The 13271-nt window shown below is 58.0% G+C and carries 10 protein-coding genes; 9 read left to right on the top strand and 1 reads right to left on the bottom strand.

Annotation, left to right across the window (positions count from 1 at the left end):
- Positions 1 to 124: 124 nt before the first annotated feature.
- Together GNF76_RS11260 and GNF76_RS11255 are read left to right on the top strand one after the other, a co-directional pair.
- Positions 125 to 436, top strand: coding sequence for a DUF485 domain-containing protein (locus GNF76_RS11260; RefSeq protein ID WP_155583237.1), 312 nt, complete (start codon positions 125 to 127; stop codon positions 434 to 436).
- The gene (locus tag GNF76_RS11255; RefSeq protein ID WP_155583236.1) at positions 433 to 2091 is read left to right on the top strand and encodes a cation acetate symporter; all 1659 of its coding nucleotides are present in this window, start codon (positions 433 to 435) and stop codon (positions 2089 to 2091) included. The genes GNF76_RS11260 and GNF76_RS11255 overlap by 4 nt, the downstream gene beginning before the upstream one ends.
- A 273-nt stretch (positions 2092 to 2364) precedes the next feature.
- On the opposite strand, the gene gltA is transcribed toward GNF76_RS11255, so the two are convergent.
- Positions 2365 to 3654, bottom strand: a complete 1290-nt coding sequence (gltA, locus tag GNF76_RS11250) for a citrate synthase (protein WP_110624989.1) — start codon at positions 3652 to 3654, stop codon at positions 2365 to 2367.
- Between the two features lie 364 nt (positions 3655 to 4018).
- Between gltA and sdhC the strand changes: the two genes are divergently transcribed.
- The 7 genes from sdhC to lpdA all read left to right on the top strand — a co-directional run bounded on the left by sdhC (position 4019) and on the right by lpdA (position 13145).
- On the top strand, positions 4019 to 4393 hold the full coding sequence (sdhC, locus tag GNF76_RS11245; RefSeq protein ID WP_008433998.1) for a succinate dehydrogenase, cytochrome b556 subunit: 375 nt from the start codon (positions 4019 to 4021) through the stop codon (positions 4391 to 4393).
- Positions 4387 to 4755 carry a succinate dehydrogenase, hydrophobic membrane anchor protein gene (sdhD, locus tag GNF76_RS11240; protein WP_003210573.1) on the top strand — a complete coding sequence of 123 codons (369 nt, stop codon included), beginning with the start codon at positions 4387 to 4389 and terminating at the stop codon, positions 4753 to 4755. The genes sdhC and sdhD overlap by 7 nt, the downstream gene beginning before the upstream one ends.
- Positions 4756 to 4758: 3 nt before the next feature.
- Positions 4759 to 6534 (top strand): succinate dehydrogenase flavoprotein subunit, encoded by a 1776-nt coding sequence (gene sdhA, locus GNF76_RS11235; RefSeq protein ID WP_155583235.1) that lies wholly within the window; start codon positions 4759 to 4761, stop codon positions 6532 to 6534.
- An 11-nt stretch (positions 6535 to 6545) separates the two neighbouring features.
- A complete protein-coding gene (locus GNF76_RS11230; RefSeq protein ID WP_155583234.1) occupies positions 6546 to 7250 on the top strand; it encodes a succinate dehydrogenase iron-sulfur subunit in 705 nt (234 codons plus the stop codon).
- 260 nt (positions 7251 to 7510) lie between these two features.
- Positions 7511 to 10342 (top strand): 2-oxoglutarate dehydrogenase E1 component, encoded by a 2832-nt coding sequence (locus GNF76_RS11225; protein ID WP_155583233.1) that lies wholly within the window; start codon positions 7511 to 7513, stop codon positions 10340 to 10342.
- A gap of 44 nt (positions 10343 to 10386) precedes the next feature.
- Entirely contained in the window at positions 10387 to 11613 is a 1227-nt protein-coding gene (gene odhB / locus GNF76_RS11220; protein ID WP_155583232.1) for a 2-oxoglutarate dehydrogenase complex dihydrolipoyllysine-residue succinyltransferase, read from the top strand.
- A 95-nt stretch (positions 11614 to 11708) separates the two neighbouring features.
- On the top strand, positions 11709 to 13145 hold the full coding sequence (gene lpdA / locus GNF76_RS11215) for a dihydrolipoyl dehydrogenase (RefSeq protein ID WP_155583231.1): 1437 nt from the start codon (positions 11709 to 11711) through the stop codon (positions 13143 to 13145).
- Positions 13146 to 13271: the final 126 nt, after the last annotated feature.

Raw genomic sequence — 13271 nt, 5'->3', positions numbered from 1 at the left:
CCTGCGTCCTCCAAATCCCTCGCTACACTCCTTCTAATACTAAGGTCGTCTGGAACCTGTTCCGCAGCCGCATACAGTGGATACGTTCCAATAATAAAAAAGCTGTGCTGCGAGGATAAAAACAATGAACGACAGCATTTACCTCAAGATTCAAGACAGCCCGCGTTTCAAGGAGCTGGTGAGTAAAAGGGAAAGATTCGCCTGGATTCTCTCGGCGATCATGCTTGGGCTGTACTCCGGATTCATCCTTCTGATTGCCTATGGGCCACAAATACTGGGGGCCAAGCTGAGCCCCGGTTCGTCCATTACCTGGGGAATTCCGATCGGAGTCGGGCTGATTGTTTCAGCCTTTATCCTGACTGCAATCTATGTACGACGTGCCAACGGCGAATTTGACGACCTGAACAATGCGATTCTCAAGGAGGCTGCGCAATGATCCGTCGTCTATTGGCAGTATTGGGCATCATGGCCTTCGCTCCCGCCGTCTGGGCGGCTGATGCGTTGACCGGCGAAGTGCATAAACAACCGCTGAATATTGCAGCGATCCTGATGTTCGTCGCCTTCGTCGGCGCCACCTTGTGCATTACCTACTGGGCCTCCAAGCGCAACAAGTCGGCGGCCGACTACTATGCGGCGGGCGGCAAGATCACCGGGTTCCAGAACGGTTTGGCGATTGCCGGTGACTACATGTCGGCGGCGTCCTTCCTGGGGATTTCCGCGCTGGTGTTCACCTCTGGCTACGACGGCCTGATCTACTCGATCGGCTTCCTGGTGGGCTGGCCGATCATTCTGTTCCTGATCGCCGAGCGCCTGCGTAACCTAGGTAAATATACGTTTGCCGACGTGGCGTCCTATCGCCTTGGGCAGACCCAGATTCGCAGCCTGTCGGCGTGTGGGTCGCTGGTGGTGGTGGCGTTCTACCTGATCGCGCAGATGGTAGGCGCAGGCAAGCTGATCCAACTGCTGTTCGGCCTGGATTACCATGTTGCGGTGATTCTGGTCGGTATCCTGATGTGCCTCTATGTGTTGTTCGGCGGCATGCTGGCAACCACCTGGGTGCAGATCATCAAGGCAGTGCTGCTGTTGTCCGGTGCCTCGTTCATGGCGCTGATGGTGATGAAGCACGTCAACTTTGACTTCAACATGCTGTTTGCCGAGGCGATCAAGGTTCACCCTAAAGGTGAGGCGATCATGAGCCCGGGCGGCCTGGTGAAAGATCCGATTTCGGCGTTCTCCCTTGGCCTGGCACTGATGTTCGGTACCGCCGGCCTGCCGCACATCCTGATGCGCTTCTTCACCGTGAGTGATGCGAAAGAAGCCCGCAAGAGCGTGCTGTATGCCACAGGCTTCATCGGTTATTTCTACATTCTGACCTTCATCATCGGCTTCGGCGCGATTCTGCTGGTGAGCACCAATCCGGCGTTCAAGGACGCTGCAGGTGCCTTGCTGGGCGGTAACAACATGGCGGCGGTGCATTTGGCCAACGCGGTGGGCGGCAGTATTTTCCTGGGCTTCATCTCGGCCGTGGCCTTCGCCACCATCCTCGCGGTGGTTGCCGGCTTGACCCTGGCCGGTGCTTCGGCGGTGTCCCATGACCTGTATGCCAGCGTTATCAAGAAGGGCAAGGCCAACGAGAAGGATGAGATTCGCGTCTCGAAGATCACCACCATCGCCTTGGCGGTGCTGGCCATTGGTCTGGGGATCCTGTTCGAAAGCCAGAACATCGCGTTCATGGTCGGCCTGGCGTTCTCCATTGCGGCGAGCTGTAACTTCCCGGTGCTGCTGCTTTCCATGTACTGGAAAAATCTCACCACCCGCGGTGCGATGATTGGCGGCTGGTTGGGCTTGATCAGTGCCGTTGGCCTGATGATCCTTGGTCCAACCATCTGGGTCTCGATACTGCACCATGAGAAAGCCATCTTCCCTTACGAGTACCCGGCGCTGTTCTCGATGATCATTGCGTTCATCGGCATCTGGTTCTTCTCCATCACCGACAAGTCGGCGGCGGCAGAGAAGGAGCGTGCGCTGTACTTCCCGCAGTTTGTGCGTTCGCAGACGGGTCTGGGGGCGAGTGGGGCGGTTTCTCACTAAGGTTGTATCGAGGTAGCTACCTATAGAAATGCCCCGGTCGAGAGACCGGGGCATTTTTTATGGCCTGAAACTATGTGTTGCTAGTGCTGCCGCCATCGCAGGCAAGCCAGCTCCCACGGTTGGCCGGGTACACCCGGTGCGGCGCGGTCGAGTGTGGGAGCTGGCTTGCCTGCGATGGCGTCAAAGCAGACGCCGCAAGCCTCACTGCCCGGCACAAACAAATACGGCCTCCATATAGGAGGCCGTATTCAGTGCAACCAGGCAGCTAACTGCTTACTTGCGATCTTCCAGCTTGGTAATGTCACGCGACTCGTAGCCGGTGTACAGCTGGCGCGGGCGGCCAATCTTGTACGGGCTGGAGAGCATTTCTTTCCAGTGGGAGATCCAGCCCACGGTCCGCGCCAGGGCGAAGATCACGGTGAACATGCTGGTTGGAATGCCGATCGCCTTGAGGATGATCCCCGAGTAGAAGTCGACGTTCGGGTACAGCGAGCGTTCGATGAAGTACGGGTCGGTCAGGGCGATCTCTTCCAGGCGCATGGCCAGTTCGAGTTGCGGATCGTTCTTGATGCCCAGTTCCTTCAACACTTCGTCGCAGGTCTTCTTCATCACGGTGGCACGCGGGTCGCGGTTCTTGTAGACCCGGTGACCAAAGCCCATCAACTTGAACGGATCGTTCTTGTCCTTGGCCTTGGCGATGAACGTGTCGATGTTCGAGACATCGCCGATTTCATCGAGCATGGTCAGCACGGCTTCGTTCGCACCGCCGTGGGCAGGGCCCCACAGTGCGGCGATACCGGCGGCGATACAGGCGAACGGGTTGGCACCCGAAGAGCCTGCCAGGCGTACGGTAGACGTCGAGGCATTCTGTTCGTGGTCGGCGTGGAGGATGAAGATCTTGTCCATCGCGGCGGCCAGCACCGGGCTGATCGGTTTGATCTCGCACGGGGTGTTGAACATCATGTGCAGGAAGTTTTCCGCGTACGTCAGGTCGTTGCGCGGGTACATCATGGGTTGACCCATGGAGTACTTGTAAACCATTGCGGCCAGGGTCGGCATCTTGGCAACCAGGCGGATCGCGGAAATTTCGCGATGCTGCGGGTTATTGATGTCCAGGGAGTCGTGATAGAAGGCCGACAGGGCGCCGACTACGCCGCACATGACGGCCATCGGGTGGGCGTCGCGACGGAAGCCGTTGAAGAAGGTCTTCAACTGCTCGTGAACCATGGTGTGGTTCTTCACGGTGCTGACGAACTGGGCTTTCTGCTCGGCTGTTGGCAATTCGCCATTAAGCAGCAGGTAGCAGGTTTCCAGGTAGTCCGACTTCTCGGCCAGTTGCTCGATCGGGTAGCCGCGATGCAGCAAAATGCCGTTGTCGCCGTCGATATAGGTGATCTTCGACTCGCAAGAGGCGGTCGACATGAAGCCTGGGTCGAATGTGAAACGGCCCGTGGCCGTCAGGCCCCGTACGTCAATAACATCGGGACCAACGGTGCCGGTTAAAATGGGCAGCTCGACGGGGGCTGCGCCCTCGATGATCAACTGCGCTTTTTTGTCAGCCATGTGGCCTCCTATTTATGCTTCAAATCATCAGACAGACCCCCCACGCAGGGCCCGCACCACTATAGTGAGATAAATTCAGATGTCAATTTGCCTAAAGTCTTGCTCCAGAAGGCTTTAACCGTACTTTTTCCTCGAAATTGCCTGCCATTTACGCCTTTTATCCCGCCAGCGCAATCAGCTATTAGGGTGAGGAGCGCGCGTTGTCATTAGTTGCCTAACTGTCTATACTCGGCCACCGACCGCCAAGGGCTTTTGGGCTTGCTTTCATTGGGGGTCGCACTCCCTGGGTGGTGCTTACCTGACCAGTGCACTCCCCAACAACTTTGCCCTGATTGTTAGGGGCTCTTCAGTGTGAAAAAAAGCCGTGAATAGCCAACGACCTGTAAACCTAGACCTAAGGACCATCAAACTCCCCATCACCGGCGTAACGTCATTCCTGCACCGTGTTTCCGGCATCATCCTGTTTCTTGGCCTGGGCATCATGCTTTATGCATTGAGCAAATCCCTGGGTTCGGAAGAAGGCTACGCCGAGGTGAAGGCATGTCTGACCAGTCCGCTGGCCAAGTTCGTGGCGTGGGGCCTCCTGTCCGCTCTGCTGTATCACCTGGTGGCCGGTATTCGCCACTTGATCATGGACATGGGTATCGGTGAGACGCTGGAAGGCGGCAAGCTGGGCTCGAAAATCGTCATCGCCATTTCCGTGGTGTTGATCGTTCTGGCGGGAGTTTGGATATGGTAACCAGCGTTACGAACCTGTCGCGTTCGGGCCTCTATGACTGGATGGCGCAACGTGTGTCTGCGGTTGTTCTCGCGGCTTATTTCATTTTCCTGATCGGGTACCTCGCTGCGAACCCTGGCATTGGCTACGCCCAATGGCACGGCCTGTTCGCTCACAACGGGATGCGTATCTTCAGTCTGCTGGCCCTTGTAGCCCTGGGCGCTCACGCCTGGGTTGGCATGTGGACCATCGCGACCGACTACCTGACGCCGATGGCGCTGGGCAAGTCCGCGACTGCCGTACGTTTTCTCTTCCAGGCAGTATGCGGCGTCGCGATGTTCGCTTACTTCGTCTGGGGTGTGCAGATTCTTTGGGGTATCTGATTCATGGCTAACACAGTTAATACGCTTTCATTCGACGCCATCATCATTGGCGGCGGCGGTGCCGGCATGCGCGCTGCGCTGCAACTGGCCCAGGGCGGTCACAAGACTGCCGTGATCACCAAGGTGTTCCCGACCCGTTCCCACACCGTTTCGGCCCAGGGTGGCATCACTTGCGCCATCGCCTCCGCCGATCCAAACGATGACTGGCGCTGGCACATGTACGATACCGTCAAGGGTTCCGACTATATCGGTGACCAGGACGCTATCGAATACATGTGCTCCGTAGGTCCGGAAGCGGTCTTCGAGCTGGAACACATGGGTCTGCCGTTCTCCCGTACCGAACAGGGCCGCATCTACCAGCGTCCGTTCGGCGGTCAGTCGAAAGACTTCGGTAAGGGCGGCCAGGCCGCTCGTACCTGCGCTGCAGCCGACCGTACCGGTCACGCGCTGCTGCACACCCTGTACCAGGCCAACCTCAAGGCCGGTACCGTATTCCTCAACGAATACTACGGTGTTGACCTGGTCAAGAACGAAGACGGCGCCTTTGTCGGCATGATCGTCATCTGTATCGAAACCGGCGAAACCTCCTATGTACGTGCCAACGCCACTGTGTTGGCGACCGGCGGTGCAGGCCGTATCTACTCGTCCACCACCAACGCCTTGATCAACACCGGTGACGGTATCGGCATGGCCCTGCGTGCAGGCGTTCCGGTACAAGACATCGAAATGTGGCAGTTCCACCCGACCGGCATCGCCGGCGCTGGTGTACTGGTCACCGAAGGTTGCCGTGGTGAAGGTGGTTACCTGATCAACAAGAACGGCGAGCGTTTCATGGAGCGTTATGCTCCGAACGCCAAAGACCTTGCCGGTCGTGATGTTGTGGCCCGTTCCATGGTTAAAGAGATCATCGCCGGTAACGGCTGTGGTCCTGATGGCGACCACGTGATGCTGAAGCTCGATCACCTCGGTGAAGAAGTGCTGCACAGCCGTCTGCCAGGCATCATGGAGCTGTCCAAGACGTTTGCTCACGTTGACCCGGCTGTTGCGCCGATTCCGGTTGTTCCAACCTGCCACTATATGATGGGCGGCGTTGCCACCAACATTCATGGCCAGGCGATCACCCAGGACGCCGAAGGCGTTGACCAGATCATCCCAGGTCTGTTCGCGGTAGGTGAAGTGGCGTGCGTATCGGTTCACGGTGCCAACCGTCTGGGCGGCAACTCGCTGCTCGACCTGGTGGTATTCGGTCGTGCCGCCGGCCTGTTCCTGGAGCAGACCCTGAAGGAAGGCGTTGATTACGCCCGTCCACGCCAGTCCGACATCGACGCTGCCCTGGCACGTCTGGATGGCCTGAACTCGCGTACCGACGGCGAAGACGTTGCTTCCCTGCGCAAAGAACTGCAAAGCTGCATGCAGAACTACTTCGGTGTGTTCCGTACCGGCGAATACATGCAGAAAGGTATCGCCCAGCTGGCTGACCTGCGTAAGCGCATTGCCAACGTCAAGATCAACGATAAGAGCCAGGCGTTCAACACCGCTCGTATCGAAGCCCTTGAGCTGCAAAACCTGCTGGAAGTGGCCGAAGCAACTGCCATCGCCGCAGAAGTTCGCAAAGAGTCCCGCGGCGCCCACGCCCGTGAAGACTTCGAAGAGCGCGACGACGTTAACTGGCTGTGCCACACCCTGTACTTCCCTGGTGACAAGCGCGTGGCCAAGCGTGCCGTGAACTTCTCGCCAAAAACAGTCCCGACCTTTGAACCAATGATTCGGACTTATTAAGGGTGGCCGATATGTTGAAAGTCAGTGTTTATCGCTACAACCCTGATCAGGACGCCGCGCCGTTCATGCAGGAATTCCAGGTCAATACCGGTGGTAAAGACCTGATGGTCCTGGACGTGCTGGCCTTGGTCAAAGAGCAGGACGAAGGTTTTTCCTATCGTCGCTCTTGCCGTGAAGGTGTCTGCGGTTCCGACGGCATGAACATCAACGGCAAAAACGGCCTGGCGTGCATCACGCCGCTGTCCGCCGTGGTCAAGGGCAACAAGCTGATCGTTCGTCCGCTGCCAGGTTTGCCGGTTATCCGTGACCTGGTCGTCGATATGAGCATCTTCTACAAGCAATACGAGAAGGTTAAGCCATTCCTGCAGAACGACACGCCGGCTCCGGCCATCGAACGTCTGCAGACCCCGGAAGAACGCGAAAAGCTCGACGGTCTGTACGAGTGCATCCTGTGCGCTTGCTGCTCGACTTCCTGCCCGTCCTTCTGGTGGAACCCGGACAAGTTCCTGGGTCCAGCTGCCCTGCTGCAAGCGTACCGCTTCCTGGCAGACAGCCGTGACACCAAGACTGCCGAGCGTCTGGCTTCACTGGATGACCCGTTCAGCGTATTCCGCTGCCGCGGGATCATGAACTGCGTCAACGTATGTCCTAAAGGCCTGAACCCGACTAAGGCCATTGGTCACGTACGTAGCATGCTGCTGCAAAGCGGCGTGTAACTGACGTTGTAGCAAAGCAGGACCGTTGTGCCCGTAGATGCTGCGGCGCAGGCTTCAACCGGCGCCGTAGTTTTAACCTGAGCAGCGACTTACAAAGCCGCAGCTCTTATTTTGAAGAAATGAGACAAGCAGGGGCATCCGGGTTGGTACCCGGACTATCAGCGTGATCCTAAGTGGCTTGTTTTGGTCGCTGCACTCGGACTTTGCAAGCAGACTCGGTGTCTTCGCCGGTGGTGTCCCCTAACCGAGGGTGACCAAGCATGCAAGAAAGCGTGATGCAGCGCATGTGGAACAGCGGCTATCTTTCAGGTGGTAACGCTGCCTATGTGGAAGAGCTTTATGAGCTCTACCTGCACGACCCTAACGCTGTGCCAGAAGAATGGCGCACCAAATTTCAGACGTTGCCCTCTGACGGCAACGCTGCCACCGATGTATCGCACGCTACGATTCGCGATCAGTTCGTGCTGCTGGCAAAGAACCAGCGCCGCGCCCAACCGGTTTCCGCCGGGAGCGTGAGCAGTGAGCACGAGAAGAAGCAAGTTGAAGTACTGCGACTGATCCAGGCCTACCGTATGCGTGGCCACCAGGCAGCCCAGCTTGACCCGCTGGGGCTGTGGCAGCGTCCTGCACCTGCAGACCTGTCGATCAATCATTACGGCTTGACCAATGCCGATCTTGATACGACCTTCCGTGCCGGCGACCTGTTCATCGGCAAAGAGGAAGCGAGCCTACGCGAAATTCACGAAGTGTTGCAGCAGACATATTGCCGCACCATCGGCGCTGAATTTACGCATATCACCGATTCCGAGCAGCGCCACTGGTTCCAGCATCGCCTGGAAGGCGTGCGTGGCCGTCCGGTATTGTCTGCCGATGTGCGCAGCCACTTGCTCGAACGCGTGACCGCAGCGGAAGGCCTGGAAAAATACCTGGGTACCAAATACCCGGGCACCAAGCGTTTCGGTCTGGAAGGCGGCGAGAGCCTGATTCCAATGCTCGACGAGCTGATCCAGCGTTCCGGTTCCTACGGCACCAAGGAAATCGTCATCGGCATGGCCCACCGTGGTCGTCTGAACGTACTGGTCAACACCTTCGGCAAGAACCCGCGCGACCTGTTCGACGAGTTCGAAGGCAAGAAAAAGGTCGAACTGGGTTCCGGTGACGTTAAATACCACCAGGGCTTTTCGTCCAACGTGATGACCACAGGCGGCGAAGTCCACCTGGCCATGGCGTTCAACCCGTCCCACCTGGAAATCGTTTCTCCAGTGGTCGAGGGTTCGGTGCGTGCCCGTCAGGATCGTCGTAACGATCTGACCGGTGAAAAAGTGCTGCCGATTTCCATCCACGGTGACGCGGCATTTGCCGGTCAAGGCGTGGTCATGGAAACCTTCCAGATGTCGCAGACCCGCGGCTTCAAGACCGGCGGTACGGTTCACATCGTCATCAACAACCAGGTTGGCTTCACCATCAGCAACCCGGAAGACTCGCGTTCGACCGAGTACGCAACTGACGTCGCTAAAATGATCCAGGCGCCGATCCTCCATGTGAATGGTGATGATCCGGAAGCCGTATTGTTCGTGACCCAACTGGCTATCGACTACCGCATGCAGTTCAAGCGTGATGTGGTAATCGACCTGGTTTGCTACCGTCGTCGCGGTCACAACGAAGCGGATGAGCCTAGCGGCACCCAACCGTTGATGTACCAGCAGATCACCAAGCAGCGCACTACCCGTGAGCTGTACGCCGAAAGCCTGACCAAGGCCGGTGTGGTGGACGACGCTCGCGTTCAAGCGAAGATCGACGAATACCGTAACGCGCTGGACAACGGTCTGCATGTAGTGAAAAGCCTGGTCAAGGAACCGAACAAAGAACTGTTCGTTGACTGGCGTCCGTACCTGGGCCACGCCTGGACTGCGCGTCACGACACCACGTTTGATCTGAAGACCCTGCAGGAACTGTCCGCCAAGCTGCTGGAAATTCCAGACGGTTTCGTGGTGCAGCGCCAGGTTGCGAAGATCTACGAAGACCGTCAGAAAATGCAAGCCGGCGGCCTGCCGATCAACTGGGGTTATGCCGAAACCATGGCATACGCGACCCTGGCGTTCGAAGGTCACCCGATCCGCATGACCGGCCAGGACATTGGCCGTGGTACGTTCTCGCACCGTCACGCGGTATTGCACAACCAGAAAGACGCGGGCACCTACATCCCGCTGCAACACCTGTACAAGGGCCAGCCACGTTTCGACCTGTACGATTCGTTCCTGTCCGAAGAAGCCGTACTGGCGTTCGAATACGGTTACTCGACCACCACGCCTGAGGCGCTGGTGATCTGGGAAGCCCAGTTCGGCGACTTCGCCAACGGTGCGCAGGTGGTTATCGACCAGTTCATCACCAGCGGTGAGCACAAGTGGGGCCGTCTGTGCGGTCTGACCATGTTGCTGCCTCACGGTTATGAAGGTCAGGGTCCGGAGCACTCCTCGGCCCGTCTGGAGCGTTACCTGCAGCTGTGCGCCGAGCACAACATTCAGGTGTGCGTGCCGACTACCCCGGCCCAGATCTACCACTTGCTGCGTCGCCAGGTGATTCGTCCCCTGCGCAAGCCACTGGTAGTCCTGACTCCGAAATCGCTGTTGCGTCACAAATTGGCCATCTCGACCCTGGAAGATCTGGCTGAAGGTTCGTTCCAGACCGTTATTCCGGAAATCGATGCGCTTGACCCGAAAAAGGTCACCCGTCTCGTGCTGTGTAGCGGCAAGGTCTACTACGACCTGCTGGAAAAACGCCGTGCCGAAGGTCGTGACGACATCGCCATCGTGCGTCTTGAGCAGCTGTACCCATTCCCTGAGGACGACTTGATTGAAGTCCTGGCGCCTTATTCCAACCTCAAACACATCGTTTGGTGTCAGGAAGAGCCGATGAACCAGGGTGCCTGGTACTGCAGCCAGCATCACATGCGCCGCATCGTGGGTGGTCACAACAAGTCTCTCGTACTTGAGTACGCGGGCCGTGACGCCTCTGCTGCACCTGCTTGTGGTTATGCATCGATGCACGCCGAACAGCAGGAAAAACTGCTGAAAGATGCTTTCACTGTTTAACGCCTTCGCGCTGACTGAAACCGAATTTTAAGGACCTACAGACAATGGCTATCGAAATCAAAGCCCCCTCATTCCCGGAATCGGTTGCCGATGGCACCGTTGCCACCTGGCACAAGAAACCAGGCGAGGCCGTCAAGCGTGACGACCTGATCGTCGACATCGAGACCGACAAAGTCGTACTCGAAGTGTTGGCCGAAGCCGATGGCGTGCTGGGCGCAATCGTTGCTGAAGAGGGCGCTACCGTCCTGTCCAACCAGGTACTGGGCTCGATCGAAGAGGGCGGTGCTGCTGCCGCTGCTCCAGCCGCCGCTGCTGCACCGGCTGCTGCTTCTGCTCCAGCCGCCGCTCCGGCTGCTGCCGACGAAGATGCTATCGCCGCGCCTGCTGCTCGCAAGCTGGCCGAAGAAAACGGTATCAACCTGGCTTCCGTCAAAGGCACCGGCAAAGACGGCCGTGTGACCAAGGAAGACGTGGTGGCTGCTGTTGAGGCCAAGAAAGCCGCTCCGGCCGCCGCACCTGCCAAGGCTGCTGCCCCGGCTGCCGCTGCTCCTGTGTTCGCTGTTGGCGACCGCACCGAGAAGCGCGTACCGATGACCCGCGTTCGCGCCACCGTGGCCAAGCGTCTGGTTGAAGCACAGTCGAACATGGCGATGCTGACCACCTTCAACGAAGTTGACATGACCGAAGTCATGGCCCTGCGTTCGAAGTACAAGGACCTGTTCGAGAAGTCCCACAACGGCGTACGCCTGGGCTTCATGTCGTTCTTCGTGAAAGCGGCCACCGAAGCGCTGAAACGCTTCCCGGCAGTCAACGCTTCCATCGACGGCAGCGACATCGTGTACCACGGTTATGCAGACGTCGGCGTTGCCGTGTCCAGCGACCGTGGCCTGGTGGTACCGGTTCTGCGTAACGCTGAGCTGATGAGCCTGGCTGAAATCGAGGGTGGCATCGCCAACTTCGGCAAGAAAGCCCGTGACGGCAAGCTGACCATCGATGAGATGACCGGTGGTACCTTCACCATCACCAACGGTGGTACTTTCGGTTCGATGATGTCGACCCCGATCGTCAACCCGCCACAAGCCGCGATCCTGGGCATGCACAACATTCTGCAGCGTCCTATGGCGATCAACGGTCAAGTGGTCATCCGTCCGATGATGTACCTGGCGCTGTCCTACGATCACCGCCTGATCGATGGTAAAGAAGCCGTGACTTTCCTGGTGACCATCAAGAACCTGCTGGAAGACCCGGCTCGTCTGCTGCTGGATATCTGATAAAGCGGCGGTGAGCCGTACTTTCCGGGTTGCTGCAAGGCAGTCCGGAGTGCGGCTCACGGCTTGAAGCTTTTTGCTAAAGAGGATTTTTTTTCATGTCGCAGAAATTTGACGTTGTAGTGATTGGTGCAGGCCCTGGCGGCTACGTTGCCGCCATCAAGGCCGCACAACTGGGCCTCTCGACTGCTTGCATCGAAAAATACACTGACAAGGAAGGCAAACTGGCGTTGGGCGGTACTTGCCTGAACGTTGGCTGCATTCCTTCCAAGGCGCTGCTGGACAGCTCCTGGAAATTCCACGAAGCCCAGGACGGTTTTGCCATCCACGGCATCAACCACGCTGGCGTGACCATGGACGTGCCAGCAATGGTCGGCCGCAAGGCCAACATCGTCAAAGGTCTGACCTCCGGCGTTGCCACCCTGTTCAAGGCCAATGGCGTCACTTCCCTGCAAGGTCACGGCAAACTGCTGGCCGGCAAGAAAGTTGAAATCACCAAGCCTGACGGTTCGGTAGAGATCATCGAAGCCGAGAACGTGATCCTGGCTCCAGGTTCGCGTCCAATCGACATTCCACCGGCTCCAGTGGACAACAACGTTATCGTTGATTCCACCGGTGCCCTGGAATTCCAATCGGTTCCAAAACGTCTGGGCGTGATCGGCGCTGGCGTGATCGGTCTGGAACTGGGTTCGGTGTGGTCCCGTCTGGGCGCTCAAGTGACTGTGCTGGAAGCCCTGGACACGTTCCTGCTGGCTGCCGACACCGCGGTGTCCAAAGAAGCGCTGAAGACCCTGACCAAACAAGGTCTGGACATCAAGCTGGGTGCTCGCGTAACCGGTTCCAAGGTCAATGGCGAAGAAGTCGTCGTGACCTACACCGACAAGGATGGCGAACAGACCATCACTTTCGACAAGCTGATCGTAGCCGTTGGTCGCCGTCCGGTGACCACTGATCTGTTGGCTTCCGACAGCGGCGTGAACCTCGACGAGCGCGGTTTCGTGCACGTTGACGATCATTGCGCGACTACCGTGCCGGGCGTCTACGCCATTGGCGACGTGGTTCGCGGCATGATGCTGGCGCACAAGGCTTCCGAAGAAGGCATCATGGTTGTCGAGCGCATCAAGGGTCACAAGACCCAGATGAACTACGACCTGATCCCATCGGTCATCTACACCCACCCGGAAATCGCATGGGTCGGCAAGAACGAACAGCAGTTGAAAGCTGAAGGCGTTGACGTTAACGTCGGCACCTTCCCGTTTGCTGCTTCCGGCCGTGCCATGGCAGCCAACGACACCGGTGGTTTTGTCAAAGTCATCGCTGATGCCAAGACTGACCGCGTATTGGGCGTCCACGTGATTGGCCCAGGCGCCGCAGAACTGGTTCAGCAGGGCGCAATCGGTATGGAGTTCGGCACCAGTGCCGAGGACATCGGCATGATGGTCTTCTCCCATCCGACGCTGTCCGAAGCGCTGCACGAAGCCGCGTTGGCAGTGAATGGCCATGCCATCCACATCGCCAACAAGAAAAAGCGCTAAGCGAGATAATAAGAAACCACGGCGGTTGCCCGTCGTGAGCCTTGTGCGCAAGACTCACCGCGGAATATCCGCTGGACGCAGTCTTGCGCAGTTTCACCGCCCAGGGCCTACGCCTTTGGTGGTTTG

This window comes from Pseudomonas spelaei, from assembly GCF_009724245.1.
GTDB lineage: Bacteria > Pseudomonadota > Gammaproteobacteria > Pseudomonadales > Pseudomonadaceae > Aquipseudomonas > Aquipseudomonas spelaei.
This window is presented reverse-complemented; position numbering and strand designations above follow the sequence as displayed.

Excerpts from the sequence above, each read along its gene's own strand:
- GNF76_RS11225 (WP_155583233.1), top strand. The coding sequence starts at position 7,511 with ATGCAAGAAAGCGTGATGCAGCGCATGTGGAACAGCGGCTATCTTTCA.
- GNF76_RS11230 (WP_155583234.1), top strand. The coding sequence starts at position 6,546 with ATGTTGAAAGTCAGTGTTTATCGCTACAACCCTGATCAGGACGCCGCG.
- lpdA (WP_155583231.1), top strand. The coding sequence starts at position 11,709 with ATGTCGCAGAAATTTGACGTTGTAGTGATTGGTGCAGGCCCTGGCGGC.
- gltA (WP_110624989.1), bottom strand. The coding sequence starts at position 3,654 with ATGGCTGACAAAAAAGCGCAGTTGATCATCGAGGGCGCAGCCCCCGTC.
- GNF76_RS11260 (WP_155583237.1), top strand. The coding sequence starts at position 125 with ATGAACGACAGCATTTACCTCAAGATTCAAGACAGCCCGCGTTTCAAG.
- GNF76_RS11255 (WP_155583236.1), top strand. The coding sequence starts at position 433 with ATGATCCGTCGTCTATTGGCAGTATTGGGCATCATGGCCTTCGCTCCC.
- sdhD (WP_003210573.1), top strand. The coding sequence starts at position 4,387 with ATGGTAACCAGCGTTACGAACCTGTCGCGTTCGGGCCTCTATGACTGG.
- odhB (WP_155583232.1), top strand. The coding sequence starts at position 10,387 with ATGGCTATCGAAATCAAAGCCCCCTCATTCCCGGAATCGGTTGCCGAT.
- sdhA (WP_155583235.1), top strand. The coding sequence starts at position 4,759 with ATGGCTAACACAGTTAATACGCTTTCATTCGACGCCATCATCATTGGC.